The organism is Bradyrhizobium sp. CCBAU 45321 (assembly GCF_028128975.1).
In the GTDB taxonomy this organism is placed as follows: domain Bacteria; phylum Pseudomonadota; class Alphaproteobacteria; order Rhizobiales; family Xanthobacteraceae; genus Bradyrhizobium; species Bradyrhizobium yuanmingense.
Window position 1 is genome coordinate 290,130 of sequence record NZ_LFKZ01000124.1, and the last position, 18,115, is coordinate 308,244.

The following is an 18,115-nucleotide window of genomic DNA, read 5'->3' on the forward strand; positions in this document are numbered from 1 at the left end:
ATGACCAAAGCGCTTCTAACTGGCGCCAATGCGTCGACCGAGGTGCCGCTCAAACGCCGATTGCGGCGCGCGGAGCGGACACGCCAGGTCAAGGCATTGGCGCTGGTCCTGCCGCTTCTGCTGTTTCTGCTCTTCACCTTCGCAGGTCCCATCGCCGGCATGCTGTGGCGCTCGGTCGAGGACTGGGAGGTGCGTCAGGTCCTGCCGCAGACGGTCGCTGCTCTTACCAGCTGGGACGGCAAGGACCTGCCGGATGAAAACGCCTATGCGGCGCTTGCAAGCGACATCCTGGCGGCGCGCGCCGCCGGCACCCTTGCGATTGCGGCCAAACGGCTCAACTACGCGCTGAACGGCTTCCGCACGATCCTGACCAGCACGGGACGCAATCTGAAGGCGGTGCCTGAGCCCGGTACGGCCAGGGAGACGCTGGGCAAGATCAACCCCGCCTGGCGCGAACGCGCCACCTGGACCACGATCAAGGACGCGAGCGGCCCGATCACCGGCTTCTACCTGCTTGCCGCGCTCGACCTGACGCGAAACGCGGACGGCGCGATCGTCGCCGCACCACCGGATCAGGCCATCTACCGCGACATTTTCCTCCGCACCTTCCTCATCAGCCTCGGTGTCACGGCGCTCTGCCTGATCCTCGGCTTTCCGGTCGCCTACCTCCTGGCGACGCTGCCGCCCGGCCGGTCGAACCTCTTGATGATCTTCGTGCTGCTGCCGTTCTGGACCTCGCTCCTGGTTCGCACCTGCGCCTGGATCGTCCTGTTGCAGAGCAAGGGCGTCGTGAACGACAGTCTGCTCTGGCTCGGCATCATCGACGCACCCTTGCGCCTGATCTACAACCGCTTCGGCGTCTGCGTCGCCATGACCCACGTCCTGCTGCCGTTCATGATCCTGCCGCTGTACAGCAGCATGAAGGCGATCTCGCCCGCTTACATGCGGGCCGCCGCTTCGCTCGGAGCACCGCCCCTCACCGCCTTCCTGCGGATCTACCTGCCGCAGACCCTGCCTGGCATCGGCGCGGGAAGCCTGCTCGTCTTCATCCTGGCGCTCGGCTACTACATCACGCCGGCCCTCGTCGGCGGCGCCGCCGACCAGATGATCAGCTACTTCATCGCCCTCTACACGACCGAGACGGCCAATTGGGGCCTTGCTTCGGCGCTGGGCGCGGTGCTGCTGCTCGCCACCGTTCTGCTCGCTCTCGTCTACGGCAAGCTGGTGCAGGGCCAGCAGGTCACGGGAGGGATGAAGAATTGAGCGACAATTCCTCCTTGCGCACCCCCAGCCAGCGCATCGCGTGGACCGCGACTATCGTTGTCTCCACGCTGGTTTTCATCTTCCTGATCGCGCCGATCCTCGCGATCATGCCGCTGTCCTTCAGTTCAAGCTCGTACCTCACCTATCCGCTGCCGGGTCTTTCCTTGCGCTGGTACGACGACTTCGTCAATTCGCCGCGCTGGATGAACTCGCTCAAGAACAGCATGATCATCGGCGTCGCCTCGACGCTGTTGTCCATGGTCCTGGGCACGCTGGCCGCGCTGGGGCTGGCGCAGTGGAAGAGCCGGTTCAAGCCGCTCGTGCTGGCCTTCGTGCTGTCGCCGGTGGTGGTGCCCGGGGTCATCACCGCGGTCGGCCTGTACTTCTTCTTCGCGCCGATCGGGCTGACCGGCAGCTATCTCGGTCTGATCCTGGCCCACACCGCGCTGGCGACGCCCTTCGTGGTGATCACGGTCGGGGCGACTCTGCAGAGCTTCGACACCAACCTGGCACGCGCCGCCGCCTCGCTCGGCGCCTCGCCAATCTACGCGTTCCGTCGCGTGATCCTGCCGCTGATCCTGCCGGGTCTGGCATCAGGCGCGCTGTTCGCGTTCGCAACCAGCTTCGACGAGGTGGTGATCGTGCTGTTCATGGCGGGTCCCGAGCAGCGGACCCTGCCGCGCGAGATGTTCAGCGGCATCCGCGAGAACATCAGCCCGACCATCACGGCAGCTGCCGTGATCTTGACGACCGTCTCGGTCATCTTGCTCGCCACCCTGGAAGCCCTGCGCCGACGCAATGAACGGCTCAAGGGCAGCGGGGGTTGAGGACGCAGGAGGTCGAAGACACGACAGCGCGCCCGGTGAAAACCAGGCGCGCTTCGTTCAGGCAGTTACGCGAGCCGCATTACTCCGCGTACTTGAACTGCGGCATGTTCTTCAGCTCGTCCTTGCTGGCATTGAACACGGCGTGGTCCGGGTACCATTTTGACGCGGACGACGTCGATGCGGTCGCGGCGGGCCTGTCGGTACCGGTCGCAGCGCCGGTCGTCGTGCCAGCGGGCCGGGCGCCAGTGTTCGCGCCGGTGCCGGTATAGGCGACGGGCTCGTTGACGAACTTCAGCTTCTCGTAGGGCACGGCGACCAGATGCTCGCCCATGCCGAGGAAGCCGCCGACGCCGATCACGGCGATCTTGATGTCACCGTTCTTGTCCATCAGCAGGTCATTGATCGTGCCGATGTTCTCGTTGGCCTCGTTGTAGACCTTCAGGCCATCCATCTTCGAGGTGCGCCACTGGCCGGAAGCCGTCGTGGTCGTTGCGGTGGCCGCAGGGGCCGCCTTGTCGGTGGTGGCGGCGGGCGGCGTTTGCGCGATTGCGACGGTCGCAAGTAGCGCGGTACCGGCGAGGCCGGTGACGATCGATTTCATCAACATGGTTGTCCTCTCCTTCACAGAAAACTCGTGCGGAGAAAACCGCTCTGATCGGGCGCAGTTCCGTGCGTGCCGCAATTTCGTCGCGCCATGCGCGAACTGTTCCTGCGTCACTCAGGAACATTTTGCGATGCACGGTTCCCGCCGACGATCGTGCGCATTGGGGCAAGGCAGGACCGCGGCGAGGACCGCGCCGACCCGGCGTCGCCGAGGTCAGCTCTTGTAGTCGATCAGAAGCGCGGCGAGGCTCGTCACCGATCTCGCGCGCGCCTTCCCCGGGCTCGGCATCGAGATGCTGGCGCCCAGCACGGCCGATCTCGCGGAGAGCGACAGCCTGCATCTGCGCTGGATGCGCCGCCATCTCGGCCGCGCCTACAAGACCGGACGGCTGGGTTCAGGCAGCATCGAGCCCCGTATCGGCGTGCAATTGCCCGACGGCACCGTGATCGCGGGCCATGTCGATGGCGCCCCGCGGCCGTTGTTCTCTGGCGCGCCCTGGCTGATGGCGCTGATGAGCGCCTTCATCTGCGTCACCGTGCTCGGCCTGTGGGCGGCGCGCGCGCTGACGAGGCCGCTGTCGTCCTTCGCCGCGGCGGCGGAGAATTTCAGCCTCGACGGCGCCGCCGAGCCGCTGCCCGAGCGCGGCCCGGAGGAGATCCGCGCGGTGGCGCGCGCGCTCAACCGCATGCACGAGCTGATCGTGCGGCTGATGTCGGACCGCACGCGGATGCTGGCCGCGATCAGCCACGATTTGCGCACGCCGATCACGCGGCTGCGCCTGCGCGCCGAGTTCATCGAGGACGAGAGCAACCGCAAGCGCATGCTGATGGATCTCGACCAGATGCGTGCGATGCTGGAATCGGTGCTGTCGCTCTTGCGCGACGACCGCAAGGTCGAGGCGGTGACGCTGGTCGACATCGCCAGCACGCTGCAGCTCGTCGCCGATCAGTTCGGCGATATGGGCCACCTCGTGCATTATGTCGGGCCGGCGTCCGCGACCGCCGCCGCGCGCCCCGACGATCTGCATCGCGGCGTCACCAACCTGGTCGTGCGGATGCGATTGCCGGTCTCGCAGGCGGCGCGCCTTGCCGCCTGATCAAGCCGCGAGCGGCGGGTGCTCGATCGCCTCGTGCGGGAAGATCGCCACCGCCTCGAAGCGGTAATTGCAGGCGTGGCAGGTCCAGAGATAGGAGACGCGGCCTTCGCCCGGCTCGATCCAGTCAGGAAACGGGATCGGTGTGCCACATTGTGCGCAAGGGTTCTGCTTGGGAATGTCGTCGATGTCTGCAGGATTCATGGACGTCCTCCCGAGTGCTGGCTTTGAATAGCGATTGTTGGGCGAATGCGCGAAATGGACAGACCCGCTGTCGCGTAAGCGCTTCACCAGTCCCAAGTTTAACCCAGGTTTGAGTCGCAAAAGCGACGAGCCGGCAAAAATCGCCGCTGGTGACATTTCGCCACATCATCGCCGTGTTCCCACGGCCTAACGCGCTGGGTGCGGGTCCGTTCTGCCGAGGAATACTTCGATGAAAATCTTACGAATTGTCGCGCTGCTCGCGGCCGGATTGACGTTGCCGCAGGCAGCTTTCGCCGGGCAAGCCGAATATGCCGAGATGGTCGCCGCCCATGCCCGCGCCAACGGCGTGCCGGAAGCGCTGGTGCATCGCGTCATCATGCGTGAAAGCCGCTATCAGCCGCACGTCGTCGGCCGCGGCGGCACCATCGGGCTGATGCAGATCAAGCTCGCGACCGCCCGCGGGGTCGGCTACACCGGCGATGCCGCCGGCCTGCGCGATCCCAACACCAACCTCACTTATGCGGTGAAGTACCTCGCCGGCGCCTACCGCGCCGCCAATGGCGATCACGCGCGAGCCGTGCGTTATTTCGCGGGCGGCTATTACTACGCTGCAAAGCGCCAGCGGCAGGAGGCCGTCCAGGTCGCGAGTATGGGCGACACCATGGGCCAGGGCACTATGGCCCAACCCTGGCTCGAGCCGAACGGCAATCCGCAGCCGATGTTCGCCGCGCCGGCGCAGAGGAAGCTCGCCCAGCGCGTCCGCAACGCGCGGGCGCAGGCATTAAAGTAGCCTTCGTGTCCCGGACGAGACGCAACGCGCGAGCGTTGCGTCTCAGAGCCGGGACCCAGCCCCTACACAACAATGGGCCCCGGCTCAGCAGCGCACCACTGCGTGATGCGCTGCGTCCGGGGCACGGTCGGGTTCCGCGCCAACACGCGTTGACCACCCCGTCCCGCTGGCATACATTACCACCGTTCCGAGGGGTGCTCCGAGGAGGAGCTGAGATACCGCTAAATGGGCAATACCGCCCAGGACCGCGGTGACCCTTTGAACCTGATCCGGGTCATGCCGGCGAAGGGACAGGGATGTTGCAGACCACCAAGCGACCGGATTCACCGGTATCCATCATCGGCGCAGGCATCGCGGGCGCCTGGCAGGCGCTGCTGTTCGCGCAGGCCGGTCACGCCGTCACCTTGCACGAGCGTGGTGACGAGGCGATGACGGATGCCACCAGCCATTGGGCCGGCGGCATGCTCGCGCCCTATTGCGAGGCCGAAGTCGCCGAGCCCATCATCAGCCGTCTGGGGCTGCGCTCGCTCGATCTCTGGCGGCGCGAGCTGCCGGACACGCCGTTCAACGGCTCGCTGGTCGTCGCCCATCCGCGCGAGCGCAACGACTTCGAGCGCTTTGCGCGCATGACCGAGCATCACCGCCGGCTCGATGCCGCCGGCCTAGCCGCGCTCGAGCCGTCGCTGGAGGGCCGCTTCCGCGACGCGCTGTTCTTCCCCGCCGAGGGCCATGTCGAGCCGCGCCGCGTGCTGCCGCAGCTGCACGAGCGCATCAAGGCTGCCGGCGGCACCATCAAGTTCTGCAGCGACGTCACCGCGAACGAGCTTGACGGCATCGTCATCGACTGCCGCGGCCTTGGTGCCCGCGACGAGCAGAGCGAGCTTCGCGGCGTCAAGGGCGAGATGATCCTGATCGAGACGGACGAGGTACAGCTGGCGCGCCCGGTGCGGCTGATCCACCCGCGCTGGCCGCTCTACGTGATCCCGCGCGAGAACGGCCTGTTCATGCTGGGCGCGACCTCGATCGAGGCGGAAGACACCGGCGTCAGCGTGCGCTCCGCGCTGGAGCTCTTGGGCGCCGCCTACACCGTGCACCCGGCGTTCGGCGAGGCCCGTATCGTCGAGTTCGGCTCGGGGCTTCGGCCCGCCTTTCCCGACAATTTGCCGCGCATCGGCATTCGCGATCGCAAGATCAGCGTCAACGGCCTCTACCGCCACGGCTTCCTGATCGCGCCGGCGCTCGCCGAGCTGACGCTCGGCTATGTCGAGCGCGGCCAGATCGACAACGAGGTAATGCAATGCGCCTGATCGTCAACGGTGAGCCGCGCGAGGTCAGCGCAGCCAGCGTCGACGCGCTGCTCGCCGAGCTCGACTACGAAGGCAGCCATTTCGCCATCGCGCTGAATTACGACGTCGTGCCGAAGAGCCGCTGGGCCGAGACGCGCCTGAAAGCCGGCGACGAGATCGAGATCATCACGCCGCGGCAGGGAGGGTGAGGTGATGGCTGTCTATTTGTCCCACCGGCGCATTCCCTACACCCCACTGTCATCGCCCGGCTTGACCGGGCGATCCAGTACCCCGCGGCTTCACGGTTCCAGCCGCGCTGCTGCGGCGTACTGGATCCCCGCCTTCGCGGGGATGACTCCTGCACTTGCGGAGACACCTGCCACATGGTGACCTTCTACGGCAAAACTTTCGCCTCCCGCCTCCTGATCGGCAGCGCGCTCTATCCCTCGCCTGCGATCATGCAAGGCGCGATCCGCGCCTCCGGCGCCAACATCGTCACGGTGTCGCTGCGGCGCGAATCCGCCGGCGGCAAGACCGGGGATGCGTTCTGGAAGCTGATCCGCGAGCTCGACGTCACCGTGCTGCCGAACACCGCGGGATGCCGCACCGTACGCGAGGCGGTGACGACGGCCAAGCTCGCCCGCGAATTGTTCGGCACGAGCTGGATCAAGCTCGAGGTCATCGCCGACAACGACACGCTGCAGCCCGACGTCGTCGGTCTCGTCGAAGCCGCCGGCATCCTGATCAAGGACGGTTTTGAAGTGTTCCCCTATTGCACGGAAGACCTCTCGGTCGCGAGCCGCCTGGTCGAAACGGGCTGCAAGGTGGTGATGCCGTGGGCCGCGCCGATCGGCAGCGCCAAGGGCATCACCAATCGCGACGCCTTGAGGCTGCTGCGCGAGCGGCTGCCCGACATCACGCTGGTGGTCGACGCTGGCTTAGGGGCGCCCTCCCACGCCGCGCAGGCGTTCGAGCTCGGCTATGACGCCGTGCTACTCAACACCGCGATTGCCAAAGCCGCCGATCCCGTCGCAATGGCGGACGCCTTCCGCCTCGGCTGTGAGGCCGGCCGCACCGCTTACGAGGCCGGGCTGATGAACGCCCGCGACTTCGCCTCGCCCTCCACCCCTGTCGTTGGGACCCCGTTCTGGCATGCCGTATCCTGATCGCTTCTATCCCGTGGTTGATAGCCTGGCCTGGGTCGAGCGCCTGACCAAGCTCGGCGTCGGCACCATCCAGCTGCGCGCCAAGGAGCTCGACGATTCCCAGGCGCTCCAGATCGTCAGCGACGCGCTGGCAATCACCAAGGGCACGCAGGCCAAGCTGGTGGTGAACGACTATTGGAGGGCCGCGATCGTCGCCGGCGCAGAGTATCTGCATCTCGGCCAGGAGGACCTGGCCGAGGCCGACCTCGGCGCGATCCGCGAGGCCGGCCTCAAGCTCGGCATCTCCACCCATGACGACGCGGAGCTGGAGACGGCGCTCAAAGCCAAGCCGGACTACGTCGCGCTCGGCCCGATCTTCTTCACCACCTTGAAATCAATGCGCTTCGAGCCACAGGGCATACCCAAGATCACCGAATGGAAGCAGCGCATCGGCACCATCCCGCTGGTTGCCATCGGCGGCATCAAGTTCGAGCACGCCGCGGAGATTTTTGCCGCCGGCGCGGATTCCATCGCTGTTGTTTCCGACGTCACCCAAAACCCCGACCCCGATGCCCGCGTGCGGCAATGGCTTGGTCTGAAGGAGGCGGCGTGATGCGCACGCTTTCCCCACACCCTCAACTGTCATCGCCCGGCTTGACCGGGCGATCCAGTACGCCGCGGCCTCTCGGCTCCAGCCGCACCGCCTCGGAGTACTGGATCCCCGCCTTCGCGGGGATGACACCGGAATTTGCCTCTCGCGTAGCGAAACAAACGAATTAAACCGGAGGATCCCATGAACATCCGCTCCAATCCCGAAAAAACCGTTCCCGCCGTCACCACCGGCCCGCTGCCCTCCTCGCGAAAAATCTTCGCGACGCCCGACGCCGCGCCTGATATCCGCGTGCCCTTGCGCGAGATCATTCTCTCCGAAGGCGCCGGCGAGCCGAACCTGCCGGTCTACGACACCTCCGGCCCCTACACCGATCCCTCCGTCACCATCGACGTCAACGCCGGCTTGGCGCGCGACCGCAAGCAATGGGTGTTGGAGCGCGGCGGCGTCGAGGAATATGAGGGCCGCCAGATCAAGCCGGAGGACAATGGCAGCGTCTCCACCGACAAGGCAGCGCGCGCCTTCTCGGCCTATCACAAGCCGCTGCGCGGCCTCGACGGCCACAAGGTGACCCAGCTCGAATTCGCCCGCGCCGGCATCATCACCAAGGAGATGATCTACGTCGCCGAGCGCGAAAACCTCGGCCGCAAGCAACAGCTCGAGCGCGCCGAAGCCGCGCTCGCCGACGGCGAGAGTTTTGGCGCCGCGGTGCCCGCTTTCATCACCCCGGAGTTCGTCCGCAGCGAGATCGCGCGCGGCCGCGCCATCATCCCCTGCAACATCAATCATTCCGAGCTCGAGCCGATGATCATCGGCCGCAACTTCCTGACCAAGATCAACGCCAATATCGGCAACTCGGCGGTGACCTCGTCGGTCGAGGAAGAGGTCGAGAAGATGGTGTGGGCGATCCGCTGGGGCGCCGACACCGTGATGGACCTCTCCACGGGCCGCAACATCCACACCACGCGTGAGTGGATTTTGCGCAACTCGCCGGTGCCGATCGGCACCGTGCCGATCTACCAGGCGCTGGAGAAGTGCAACGGCGATCCGGTCAAGCTGACCTGGGAGCTCTACAAGGACACCTTGATCGAGCAGTGCGAGCAGGGCGTCGACTATTTCACCATCCACGCCGGCGTGCGCCTGCAATACATCCACCTCACCGCCAGCCGTGTCACCGGCATCGTCTCGCGCGGCGGCTCGATCATGGCGAAGTGGTGCCTGGCGCATCACAAGGAGAGCTTCCTCTACACGCATTTCGACGAGATCTGCGACCTCATGCGCAAGTATGACGTCTCGTTCTCGCTCGGCGACGGCCTGCGTCCCGGCTCGATCGCCGATGCCAACGACCGCGCGCAGTTTGCCGAGCTCGAGACGCTCGGCGAACTAACAAAAATCGCGTGGGACAAGGGCTGCCAGGTCATGATCGAAGGCCCCGGCCACGTGCCGATGCACAAGATCAAGATCAACATGGACAAGCAGCTGAAGGAGTGCGGCGAGGCGCCGTTCTACACGCTGGGACCGCTGACGACCGACATCGCGCCGGGCTACGACCACATTACGTCGGGCATCGGCGCCGCCATGATCGGCTGGTTCGGCTGCGCCATGCTCTGCTACGTCACGCCGAAGGAGCATCTCGGCCTCCCTGATCGCAACGACGTCAAGACCGGCGTCATCACCTACAAGATCGCCGCCCACGCCGCCGACCTCGCCAAGGGCCACCCCGCCGCGCAACTGCGCGACGACGCCCTCTCCCGCGCGAGGTTCGAATTCCGCTGGACCGACCAGTTCAACCTCGGCCTCGACCCGGACACCGCGAAAAACTTCCACGACGAGACCCTCCCGAAGGAAGCCCACAAGGTCGCCCATTTCTGCTCGATGTGCGGCCCAAAGTTCTGCTCGATGAAGATCACGCAGGACGTGCGGGATTATGCGGCGACGCTGAACGATCCGAACAGCGTGGGCATGTCGATGAGCGGCACCGCCGAGGACGGCATGGCCAGGATGAGCGCGAAGTTCAAGGAGATGGGCGAGAGCCTGTATCTGGATGCGGAGAAGGTGAAGGAGAGCAATCGGGTGTTGTGAGAGAGTTCTCCTCGTCATGCCCGGGCTTGACCCGGGCATCCATCCGAAAAAGAGGAGCCGGGCAGACAGCCCGGCTTTTTCTTCGAAACTCGCTTTAAGAAATCCTCTTCTTCAATAACGGCTGGTCCTCTTTGACCGCGGGCAAACATTCCACTTCCCAAGGGAAGCGCCGATTGACGTCCTGCCAGATGACCTGCAGACAGGGGAATGCACGCCGCGATTTCCAGTAGAACCAGATCGCCGTGCCGAGATATTCGGGATAGGCCGCGAACGGCACTTCCCAGAAGCCGAGCTTGTAGCCGTTCTCCAGCAAATCATCGGAGATATCGCCATCGACGAATTTATGGCCGGATTGCACTCGGTCACGGACAAGGTTGATGATGGCCTGCGCCCTTTCGGCTCTCTGGCCGAAAATGATGAGTTCGGGATGACCATAGTTCAGATGCAGACCAATTGAAAATGCAAACGGTGGATTTGCATCTGGTATGCCCGTGATATGGCAGCCGTGATTGCGGACGTTGCGCAAAATGACTTTATCGGCTTCGTGCTCGGGCTCGGGCCATTCGAACTGATCTTGCATTTTCAACCCAGATGAAACAAGCGCAGCCAGGACGAGCGTAGCGACATCCGGGGTCTTTGTCGCTAGCATATCGCTGACGCTCCTGCCGGCTACAACTCCACGGATAAGTGATTTTGTCCGATAGCAAGCTCCACCGCCTCCCCGACCTCCTCCGCCCCAACCTCCGCCTCGTCTTCGTCGGCACCGCCGCCTCGACGCGCTCGGCGGAGCTCGGGCACTACTACGCCCATCCCGGCAACCGCTTCTGGCGCGCGATCCATGAGGCCGGGATCACGCCGCGGCGCTATCAGCCGGGCGAGTTTGCTTCGCTGATCGAGCTCGGGATCGGCTTCACTGATCTCTGCAAGACGGGCGCCGGGATGGATCACCAGATCGCGGCGGAGACGATCGACGTGCCGGGCTTTCGGGCGAAGATGGACAAGTACCGACCGCGGACGATTGCGTTCACGAGCAAGAAGGCGGCGAGCTTGTTTTACGGCAGACCGTCAGCTGCGATTGCGTTGGGACGGCAGGCGCGGGATGAAAACCTACCGGGAATTTTTGTGCTGCCGTCGCCGTCGGGTGCGGCGTCCGGGCATTGGACGATTGAGCCGTGGCGCGAGCTGGCGGCGTGGATCGCCGCGTAGGGTGGGCAAAGGCGCTCTTGCGCCGTGCCCACGATCTTTCCATGGGTCCGGCAGGACGGTGGGCACGGCGCGCGAAGAGCGCCTTTGCCCACCCTACGGGACCTTGCTCTCGTGTCCCGGGCAAGCGTAGCGCAGACCCGGGACCCAGAAGCCCCGGCGCGCGTTCGCCATGGGCCCCGGCTCTGCAGCGCATCACGCCGCACTGGACGATGCTTCGCATCGCCAGGGGCGCGCTGCGCTGCGTCCGGGGCACGCCACCACCGATATTTCGCACAGTGTCTGTCGGAAAACCGCATCGTCGTTCGTCCTCTGGAAACGATCACCCCGGAGCCCCAGATGCCTCCCACCATCACCGCCTTCGAATCCTCCCCCGACCGCGGCAAGGGCCACGCGCGCGACATGCGGGTGCGCTGGGCGCTGGAAGAGGTCGGCCAGACCTACGACGTCCGCCTTCTCTCCTTCGCCGCGATGAAGCAGCCGGCGCATCGTGCGCTGCATCCGTTCGGGCAGATCCCGACCTATGAGGATGGCGATCTCACCCTGTTCGAGTCCGGGGCGATCGTGCTGCACATCGCCGAGCGCCATGACGGCTTGCTGCCGAAGGATGCGAACGCGAGGAGCCGCGCGATCGCGTGGATGTTCGCTGCGCTGAACACGGTGGAGCCGCCGATCGTCGAGCTCACCATGGCGATGCTGTTCGAGCGCGACAGGAGCTGGTACGCCGAGCGCCTGCCCGGCTTGCAGGAGCGCGTGCGCACCAGGCTCGGCGAATTGTCCCGCCACCTCGGCAAGGCCGACTGGCTCGACGGCGCCTTCAGCACCGGCGATCTCATGATGGTGACGGTGCTGCGGCGGCTGAACAAATCAGGCCTGCTCGAGGAATTCCCCGATATCGCCGCCTATGTCGCACGCGGCGAGGCGCGGCCGGCGTTCCGGCGCGCGTTCGAGGCGCAGCTTGCGGTGTTCACGGCGGCGTCGCGTTCGTAAGCGGGTTAGCCGCTTCAGCTCAGCTGGGCCAGTTCGCGGGCGAGGTTCGCGCGGGCTTGCCGATCGAAAGTCGCGGCGAACACCGGGTCGGGAAAGATGACCTCGCGTGCCGCGAAACGGCGCAGCACGCGGGCGCGGCCGGCGCGATAGTCGTCCTCGGCGACATGGCTGAACTCCCGGCGGATGGCGGCGGCATAGGCCTCGTAGCGGGCGGGATCGGCGCCGAGAATGCTGAGGTCGATCGAGATCAGGATCGCCCCGAGACGATCGCCGGGGGGAACGTCGTGCGTTTTGGTCAGGCGGATCAGGCGGCCGACCTCCTGGCGAAGCTCGGTGCGGACGTGCTGCTCGGCAAGCTCCGCGCTGCGCTCCTCGTTGTCCGTCCGCGTCGGATCGTAGACGGCGTCGTGCCACCAGATCGCTTCCGACAGCGTCTCGCGCTCGGCGGCCGAAAGACCCTCGATCCGCGCGAGCGCCGCCAGGCAATCCTCGATATGCGCGAGATTGTGGTAGTGGCGGCCGGGCGCGGCATAGGCAGCGGCCAATTCGTCGCGGGTCACGGGCGAGGTCTCACGTCGTCGATCTTGTCCTTGTTGATGGCCATCGTGATCTCCCGGACCAGAGGATTGCTGTCATCCTATTGCGCAAAAGGCAATTCGCAAATGGCGCTCTGACGTAAGCGATATCCGGGGAGCCCATTCCCGCATGTCGCTACGCTCATGCGGGCCACGAGGATTGCATCCGTTTCCACTCCCTAGCATGCTGGCCTCCGCCACCCCGGAGGCGCTCGCCCATGCTGACCCTCTACTCCTACCCAGAACTCTTCGGCGTCGCCGACAACAACGGCTACGGCCTCAAGGTCTATGCGTTTCTCAAGCTCGCGGGCGTGCCGTTCGTGCATGAGCACGTCTTCGATGCCTCGGCCGCGCCGCGCGGGCAGCTGCCTTACATCGTCGACGACGGCGAGATCATCGGCGACAGCGAGACCATCATCGCGCATGCGATCGCGAAATATCGCCTCACGATCGACGCCGGCCTGTCAGCGGAGCAGCGCCGCACCAACCATCTCGTCACGCGCATGCTGGACGATCTCTACTGGGTGATGTCCTATTCGCGCTGGAAGGACGAGCGCTTTTATCCGGCGTTCCGCGACGCCTTCATCGCGCAGCATCCGCAGATCGAGGCTGCCGGCTTCGAGAAGGCGAAGGCCTACAACGCGCAGCGCTATCACTTCCAGGGCATCGGCCGCTACACGCCCGAGCAGGCCTTCGCGCGGGGGCTCGCTGACTTGCAGGTGCTGGCGGACATCGTGCCGGCGCAAGGCTTCGTGCACGGCGCGGCGCCGACGAGCGTTGATGCCGGCATCTACGGCTTCATCGCCAACATCTATTACTTTCCGATCCCGACGCCGCTGAAGGCCTTCGTCGATGCGCACGCCAACATCGTCGCGCATTGCGAGCGGGTGCATGCGATGGTCGGGAAATCGTAGGGTGGGTTAGCCTCGGGCGGCGCGAAGCGCTGTCCGAAGCGTAACCCGCCTCCTCTCTTTCCAAGGCGGCAGAAATGGTGGGTTACGCCCTGCGAATTCGCTTCGCGCATCCGCAGGGCTAACCCACCCTACGGCACCGTCTTTTACCGCATCGTGATCGCAAGCCCGCTGAGATCCGCATTCGCCATCAGGCCGACCTGCGTGCCCGACAGCTCCAGCACCGCGCCCTTCTGGTTGGTCAGGACGATGGCGCGGGCGCCGGAGCCGACGGCGATGCCGGCACCGGCGGCGCCGTAGACGCCGGCAACATCGGAGGGACGGTTGATGTTGGAGACGCGGCCGCGCAGCACGGTCTTGGATCCCCCGAACACGAGGCCGTAGTCGAGGCCACCGGTGGAAAGCCCGTACGAGCGGCCGCGGAAGTTCAGCACGCCCGAGCCGCCGGAGCCGCCGATGATCCAGCCCGCCTTGTAGATCGTCAGCGTCACGAAGCCGCTGTCGGCCTGCGCCGTCGTCGAGAGGCCAGCCAGGGCGACGATGGCGACGCACGCGGCGCGGAGGGTGGATGCGAGCTTCATGGGGGTCTCCGGGAGCTGTTTTTAAAGGAGGATTCGAATCAGACCGAGCGAATGTACCTGATCGATCGGGGCGGCAACATGATCGGCGGGCGCTTCCGCAAACAAGGCGGCGGCGAGACTTGCGGAAGGTCCTCATGCTCCGTCATTGCGAGCGCAGCGACTTGTCCGCCGAAGCCTTGGCGAAGGCGGAAGCAATCCAGAATCGCTCCGCGGCGGCAGTCTGGATTGCTTCGTCGCAAGGACTCCTCGCAATGACGGGGTGAATGGCCTGCTCTCTCACCACGCGCAGGCCGCACGCGGGGAGAGGCGAAGACCACCATCGCCAGCATGCCATACTACCCCTGTTTTGCCCGACGGAGCAAACGCGCACTTCCGCAATCCCGAATTTCCGAAAACCCCAACGATCTCCGCACTATCCCTACTGTGCATGGGGTTGTTTTCGCACTTTGTGTTTTGAGAAGCCCGCGCCAGCCGCTACGCTCCTGCCTCAGCCCCGTCCCGAGGTGATCCCATGCCGATCCAGCATTTCGCGCCCCCGCCGCACGTCAAGGCGCCGCCGCTGTCCTTTGCGACGCGGGTTGGCGACCTCCTGTTCGTCTCCGGCATTCCCGGCTTCGATGCCAATGGCGCGCTGCCCGACGGCTTCGAGGCGCAGTTCGCCAATGTCGTCGTCAACATCAAGCGCGTGCTGGGCGAGGCCGGCGCCGGCATGCATGATCTCGTCAAGGTCAACGTGCTCCTGACCCGCGCCTCGGACGTCGCCGCGATGAACGCGCTCTATGCCGGCGCCTTCGGCCCGCCGCCCTACCCGGCGCGCACCACATGCGTGGTGCAGGCGCTGCCCGATCCGAAGATGCTGATCGAAATCGAGGCGGTCGCTTCGCTGGCCAAGTAGGCGCCGAGTCAGCTGCGTGTGACCTATCGGGCACGCGTCCAAACCAAATACGTTGGGCACGGCTGACATGTCCGTGAATGGCGGCTCCCCGGCTTGCAAAGAACCTGCTTTTACCGCACGAATTTTTTCGGTCCCATGTCCCACCACCCATGTCCCACCAGGAGATACTTCATGCGTCGCCTTCTCGCGCTCAGTGCCGTTGCCGGCATCGCTAGTTCCGTGTTCGCCGTGCCCGCCTCCGCGAAGGTCGGCTATTACGTGATCCGCTGGGACAACACCGGCATCTGCCAGGTCTGGAACGAGGACCTGCAGTACAAGCCGTTCCAGTTCGGTGTCTCGACCTACAAGGTCGTCAGCAAGCCGTTCCCGACCTTCCAGCAAGCCTCGGACTTGCAGATCAAGATGCGCGCCGAGCGGAAGTGCACGCTCTGAGCCGGACGCGAGAATAGCGTTTGAAGGGCGGGTCGCGCGGGCGATCCGCCCTTTTGCTTTGCGGTGGCCTGACGCGTTTCCCCGGCCGCCATCAGACCTGTCCCGCGCACATTCTTTGAACCTCTTCGGCGGGTGGAACTACTCACATCTTGTCCGGGGCGCATGCCAAGCGCGTCCCGCACCACCCCTCCCCGTCATTGTCGGGAGGCGCATCACATCATTCATTTGAGGAGCTGATCATGCGTCGTATTTCCATGCTGTGCGCTGCCGCCGGTCTTGCCGTCACCGCGTTCGTCGCCGCGAGCCCGGCCGAAGCCAGCTATCATCTGATCCGCTGGCAGGACACCGGCTTCTGCCAGATCTGGGACGAGAGCATCCCGACCACGCCGTGGCCGGCCGGCTATCACCGCGCCAGCGCCAGCGTGCCGACCTTCGTCGATGCGCTCGCGGTGAAGGACGCCGCGCTCAAGAGCGGTAGCTGCAAGTGGTAAGGTAATCGATCGGCGGACGAAGAACCGGGCAAGGACGCGAGCGTCCTTGCCCGGTTTGCTTTTCGAAGGCCCGTGACGCTCACGCGTCCTTGTGCGCGCCGGGATGGATCAGGATGTCGCGCGCGGCGGCGAGGTCGATGAAGGCTTCGGCGCTGCCGCCCTGGTCGGGATGCAAGCCCTTGGCGGCACGGCGATAGGCCTGGTTGATGTCCTCGCAAGTGAGCTGCACCGCGAGCGGCAGGCCGAGCACCTTGCGGGCGCGATCCTCGCTGGAAAGCTTCTTCGGCGCGGCGTTGCGGCGGCCGAAGCGCGGCGCGGTCAGATCGTGCACGACCTCGAGCACCACGCCGAGACGGCGCTGCGCCGCCAGCGTCACGCTATGATCGTCATTGTCGACGGCCTGGCGCAGCACCGGCAGCGCCTGCTCGGCAGCCTGGCGCAGCGTGACGTCGCTGCTCATCCGCGCGATCTCGGCCACCAGCCGGCCGGCCTCGGCCCAATCCGGCGCTTGCGCGGACCGCACGCGTTCCAGAGCGAGTTTCCAGGTTTCGAGCCGTTCCATCATGCGCGCAACGTTTAGCAATCAGGATCAGTATGCCAAGGCCGCCGTTTCCGACCCCTTAATTTCGCGTTAGCGTTTCGAGAAACTTCGAAACGAAAACGGGAGGAAACTGCCATGGCGCTGCTCGCAAACCACATCGCCGTCGTCACCGGCGCCGGTTCCGGAATCGGCCGGGCGATCGCCGCCGGCTATGCGCGGGAGGGGGCGCAGGTCGTGCTGCTCGACGTCAACGCCGAGACGGTGGCGGAGACGGCGCAGGAGATCCGGACAGCGGGCGGCAAGGCCGAGAGCTTTGCGCTCGACGTTGTCAGGCGCGAGGATTGCTTCGCGCTCGCCAGGCAGATCGCGGACAAGATCGGGCAGGTCTCGATCCTCGTCAACAATGCCGGCATCACCCGCCGCAACGCCTTCACCGCGGAGACCGAGACGGTGGCGAAGGACTGGAACGACATCATCTCGCTCAATCTGAACGGCGTCTTCAACGTGACGCAGGCGTTCCTCGCGCCCTTGCGCGCCAGCAAAGGCCGCATCGTCAACATCGGCTCGATCCAGTCCTTCGTGCATCTGCGCACGCCGAGCTCGGCGGCCTACACCACCTCGAAACACGGCGTGCTCGGCTTCACCAAGGCGCTCGCGGTCGAGCTCGGCAAGGAAGGCGTGCGCGTCAACGCGATCGGCCCCGGCTTCATCGAGACCAACCTCAACGCCAATGCGCGCGCGACCAATCCGGCGCTGGTGCAGGCCTTCATCGATCACACCCCGCTGGCGCGCACCGGCAAGCCCGAGGACATCGTCGGTCCCGCGGTGTTCCTCGCCTCCGACCTGTCGGCCTATGTCACCGGAACCATCGTGATGGTGGACGGCGGCTATCGCACGGTGTGAGGGATGCGAGGCTCGCACCAATCGCGGCGGCATCTGGGCATTCTCAAGATCAATTCGGTGCAGCCCCTCCAATTAACCTTTCATTAACCAAACGCGACCACCGTAGATTCACGGCTTGGGGGTCGTTGGTTCTCGATCCGCTTCCGACGATGGAAGCGGGCGTTGATCGGGAGGTGTGTTGATGACCACTGTTCATGTCGCCGCGTCCGGGCCGGACGCACAATTCCTTGCCCCGAATCAGATCGTTCCGCTTCTGATCGGCGCCACCGTCGACGAGGTCGAGCGTGAGCTCGTGCTCCAGACGCTGGCGCGCTGCGACGGCAACCGCACGCGCGCCTCGCGCGTGCTCGGCCTTTCCGTGCGCACGCTGCGCAACAAGATCAGGCTCTATGCCGCCTCCGGCATCGACGTGCCCGCCTGTCAGGATTAGCGCACGACATCAGTCGGACAGCGACGACGCGCTGCGCAGCCACGCGCGATGAGGCGGCCGCTCGCGCCGCCGATTGATGTTGATCAAGCCTGGCACGATGCGCGGGCAGAATTGCTGCTGTCGTCAAACGCCGCTAAGTAGCTTGCTCCAGGTGAAGGGAGCGGTGGCGTGGCAGACGACCAGGGACGACGGCCGGGGCCTCAGGGGCCTCGCGGGCGGCAAGGCGAGCCGGGACGGCCGGGGCCACAGGGCCATCCGG

The 18,115-nt window shown here is 65.5% G+C and carries 23 protein-coding genes, 1 pseudogene and 1 riboswitch; of the genes and pseudogenes, 17 read left to right on the plus strand and 7 right to left on the minus strand.

Annotated features, from left to right (window positions below):
- A complete protein-coding gene (locus ACM43_RS21590; protein ID WP_271542745.1) occupies positions 1-1,263 on the plus strand; it encodes an ABC transporter permease in 1,263 nt (420 codons plus the stop codon).
- Positions 1,260-2,090, plus strand: coding sequence for an ABC transporter permease (locus ACM43_RS21595; RefSeq protein WP_271542747.1), 831 nt, complete (start codon positions 1,260-1,262; stop codon positions 2,088-2,090). The genes ACM43_RS21590 and ACM43_RS21595 overlap by 4 nt, the downstream gene beginning before the upstream one ends.
- A gap of 79 nt (positions 2,091-2,169) precedes the next feature.
- Here ACM43_RS21595 and ACM43_RS21600 read toward each other — a convergent pair whose 3' ends face one another.
- Both ACM43_RS21600 and ACM43_RS38985 read right to left on the minus strand, forming a co-directional pair.
- On the minus strand, positions 2,170-2,697 hold the full coding sequence (locus ACM43_RS21600; RefSeq protein WP_036013268.1) for a PRC-barrel domain-containing protein: 528 nt from the start codon (positions 2,695-2,697) through the stop codon (positions 2,170-2,172).
- 391 nt (positions 2,698-3,088) lie between these two features.
- Positions 3,089-3,358, minus strand: a pseudogene (locus ACM43_RS38985) (hypothetical protein); the annotation flags it as partial.
- Here ACM43_RS38985 and ACM43_RS38990 point away from each other — a divergent pair.
- Positions 3,239-3,790, plus strand: coding sequence for a histidine kinase dimerization/phospho-acceptor domain-containing protein (locus ACM43_RS38990; protein ID WP_442869334.1), 552 nt, complete (start codon positions 3,239-3,241; stop codon positions 3,788-3,790). The pseudogene ACM43_RS38985 and the gene ACM43_RS38990 overlap by 120 nt on opposite strands.
- Here ACM43_RS38990 and ACM43_RS21610 read toward each other — a convergent pair whose 3' ends face one another.
- Positions 3,791-3,991 carry a hypothetical protein gene (locus ACM43_RS21610; RefSeq protein ID WP_157281619.1) on the minus strand — a complete coding sequence of 67 codons (201 nt, stop codon included), beginning with the start codon at positions 3,989-3,991 and terminating at the stop codon, positions 3,791-3,793.
- A gap of 229 nt (positions 3,992-4,220) precedes the next feature.
- Here ACM43_RS21610 and ACM43_RS21615 point away from each other — a divergent pair, with 229 nt between their 5' ends.
- The 6 genes from ACM43_RS21615 to thiC all read left to right on the plus strand — a co-directional run bounded on the left by ACM43_RS21615 (position 4,221) and on the right by thiC (position 9,904).
- Positions 4,221-4,781 carry a lytic transglycosylase domain-containing protein gene (locus ACM43_RS21615; RefSeq protein WP_271542750.1) on the plus strand — a complete coding sequence of 187 codons (561 nt, stop codon included), beginning with the start codon at positions 4,221-4,223 and terminating at the stop codon, positions 4,779-4,781.
- 180 nt (positions 4,782-4,961) lie between these two features.
- A riboswitch (TPP riboswitch) is annotated at positions 4,962-5,090 on the plus strand.
- Positions 5,078-6,088, plus strand: coding sequence for an FAD-dependent oxidoreductase (locus ACM43_RS21620; RefSeq protein WP_271542752.1), 1,011 nt, complete (start codon positions 5,078-5,080; stop codon positions 6,086-6,088). Its footprint overlaps the riboswitch before it by 13 nt.
- A complete protein-coding gene (thiS, locus tag ACM43_RS21625) occupies positions 6,079-6,276 on the plus strand; it encodes a sulfur carrier protein ThiS (protein WP_271542754.1) in 198 nt (65 codons plus the stop codon). The genes ACM43_RS21620 and thiS overlap by 10 nt, the downstream gene beginning before the upstream one ends.
- A gap of 174 nt (positions 6,277-6,450) precedes the next feature.
- Complete coding sequence (locus tag ACM43_RS21630; RefSeq protein ID WP_271542756.1) at positions 6,451-7,233, plus strand: thiazole synthase; 783 nt, start codon at positions 6,451-6,453, stop codon at positions 7,231-7,233.
- Entirely contained in the window at positions 7,220-7,825 is a 606-nt protein-coding gene (locus ACM43_RS21635; RefSeq protein WP_271542757.1) for a thiamine phosphate synthase, read from the plus strand. Before ACM43_RS21630 ends, ACM43_RS21635 begins: the two co-directional genes overlap by 14 nt.
- Before the next feature lie 180 nt (positions 7,826-8,005).
- Positions 8,006-9,904, plus strand: a complete 1,899-nt coding sequence (gene thiC / locus ACM43_RS21640; protein ID WP_271542759.1) for a phosphomethylpyrimidine synthase ThiC — start codon at positions 8,006-8,008, stop codon at positions 9,902-9,904.
- 94 nt (positions 9,905-9,998) lie between these two features.
- Here thiC and ACM43_RS21645 read toward each other — a convergent pair whose 3' ends face one another.
- Positions 9,999-10,553: a DUF4262 domain-containing protein gene (locus ACM43_RS21645; RefSeq protein ID WP_271542761.1), complete on the minus strand. Its 555-nt coding sequence runs from the start codon at positions 10,551-10,553 to the stop codon at positions 9,999-10,001.
- 44 nt (positions 10,554-10,597) lie between these two features.
- Between ACM43_RS21645 and ACM43_RS21650 the strand changes: the two genes are divergently transcribed.
- Together ACM43_RS21650 and ACM43_RS21655 are read left to right on the plus strand one after the other, a co-directional pair.
- Positions 10,598-11,110: a mismatch-specific DNA-glycosylase gene (locus ACM43_RS21650; RefSeq protein ID WP_271542763.1), complete on the plus strand. Its 513-nt coding sequence runs from the start codon at positions 10,598-10,600 to the stop codon at positions 11,108-11,110.
- A 336-nt stretch (positions 11,111-11,446) separates the two neighbouring features.
- Positions 11,447-12,097: a glutathione S-transferase family protein gene (locus ACM43_RS21655; RefSeq protein ID WP_271542765.1), complete on the plus strand. Its 651-nt coding sequence runs from the start codon at positions 11,447-11,449 to the stop codon at positions 12,095-12,097.
- A 14-nt stretch (positions 12,098-12,111) separates the two neighbouring features.
- Here ACM43_RS21655 and ACM43_RS21660 read toward each other — a convergent pair whose 3' ends face one another.
- On the minus strand, positions 12,112-12,657 hold the full coding sequence (locus ACM43_RS21660; RefSeq protein ID WP_271542767.1) for an HD domain-containing protein: 546 nt from the start codon (positions 12,655-12,657) through the stop codon (positions 12,112-12,114).
- A gap of 233 nt (positions 12,658-12,890) precedes the next feature.
- On the opposite strand from ACM43_RS21660, the gene ACM43_RS21665 reads away from it, so the two are divergent.
- On the plus strand, positions 12,891-13,586 hold the full coding sequence (locus tag ACM43_RS21665; protein WP_271542769.1) for a glutathione S-transferase family protein: 696 nt from the start codon (positions 12,891-12,893) through the stop codon (positions 13,584-13,586).
- 143 nt (positions 13,587-13,729) lie between these two features.
- Here ACM43_RS21665 and ACM43_RS21670 read toward each other — a convergent pair whose 3' ends face one another.
- Positions 13,730-14,164 carry a hypothetical protein gene (locus ACM43_RS21670; RefSeq protein WP_036013234.1) on the minus strand — a complete coding sequence of 145 codons (435 nt, stop codon included), beginning with the start codon at positions 14,162-14,164 and terminating at the stop codon, positions 13,730-13,732.
- Positions 14,165-14,675: 511 nt separating this feature from the next.
- Between ACM43_RS21670 and ACM43_RS21675 the strand changes: the two genes are divergently transcribed.
- The 3 genes from ACM43_RS21675 (at position 14,676) to ACM43_RS21685 (ending at position 15,982) form a co-directional block, all read left to right on the plus strand.
- Positions 14,676-15,059: a RidA family protein gene (locus ACM43_RS21675; protein WP_157281647.1), complete on the plus strand. Its 384-nt coding sequence runs from the start codon at positions 14,676-14,678 to the stop codon at positions 15,057-15,059.
- A gap of 171 nt (positions 15,060-15,230) precedes the next feature.
- Positions 15,231-15,491, plus strand: a complete 261-nt coding sequence (locus ACM43_RS21680; protein WP_057026969.1) for a hypothetical protein — start codon at positions 15,231-15,233, stop codon at positions 15,489-15,491.
- Positions 15,492-15,730: 239 nt separating this feature from the next.
- Positions 15,731-15,982 carry a hypothetical protein gene (locus ACM43_RS21685; protein ID WP_271542772.1) on the plus strand — a complete coding sequence of 84 codons (252 nt, stop codon included), beginning with the start codon at positions 15,731-15,733 and terminating at the stop codon, positions 15,980-15,982.
- Between the two features lie 79 nt (positions 15,983-16,061).
- On the opposite strand, the gene ACM43_RS21690 is transcribed toward ACM43_RS21685, so the two are convergent.
- Entirely contained in the window at positions 16,062-16,547 is a 486-nt protein-coding gene (locus tag ACM43_RS21690) for a J domain-containing protein (RefSeq protein WP_271542774.1), read from the minus strand.
- A 111-nt stretch (positions 16,548-16,658) separates the two neighbouring features.
- Between ACM43_RS21690 and ACM43_RS21695 the strand changes: the two genes are divergently transcribed.
- Both ACM43_RS21695 and ACM43_RS21700 read left to right on the plus strand, forming a co-directional pair.
- Entirely contained in the window at positions 16,659-17,426 is a 768-nt protein-coding gene (locus ACM43_RS21695) for an SDR family NAD(P)-dependent oxidoreductase (RefSeq protein ID WP_271542776.1), read from the plus strand.
- A 181-nt stretch (positions 17,427-17,607) separates the two neighbouring features.
- Positions 17,608-17,856: a helix-turn-helix domain-containing protein gene (locus tag ACM43_RS21700; RefSeq protein WP_157281651.1), complete on the plus strand. Its 249-nt coding sequence runs from the start codon at positions 17,608-17,610 to the stop codon at positions 17,854-17,856.
- Positions 17,857-18,115 lie beyond the last annotated feature (259 nt).